The organism is Streptosporangium sp. DT93 (genome assembly GCF_049844535.1).
In the GTDB taxonomy this organism is placed as follows: Bacteria; Actinomycetota; Actinomycetes; order Streptosporangiales; family Streptosporangiaceae; genus Streptosporangium.
Genome location: NZ_JBNCLF010000083.1, coordinates 1 through 392, shown reverse-complemented (window position 1 = coordinate 392; position 392 = coordinate 1). Strand labels below are relative to the sequence as shown.

Genomic DNA, 392 nt, shown 5'->3' with positions numbered 1-392 from the left:
ACCCAGGCCGACATCAACACCGGAAGCATCGTCAACACCGCCACCGCCACCGGCACACCACCCACCGGACCCGCCATAACCTCCGCAGCCTCCACCGCCACGGTCACCGCCACCGCCGCACCCGCCCTGGCCCTGCTCAAGACCGCCTCGCCGACCACGATCGCCGCCGCCGGACGGACCATCACCTACTCCTACCTCGTCCTCAACACCGGCAACACCACCCTGACCGCGGTACGGGCGACCACGACTGCCTTCACGGGCACCGGAACGCCCACCGCGATCACCTGCCCCGCCACCACGCTCGCCCCGCAGGCGTCGACCACCTGCACCAACACCTACGTCACCACCCAGGCCGACATCAACACCGGAAGCATCGTCAACACCGCCACCGC

1 protein-coding gene is annotated in these 392 nt (G+C 69.6%); it reads left to right on the top strand.

All coding sequences use genetic code 11. The features are described from left to right. Positions 1-392, top strand: a 392-nt coding sequence (locus ACLQ2R_RS39580; RefSeq protein WP_425966552.1) for a DUF7507 domain-containing protein, incomplete at both ends; no start/stop codon positions are given.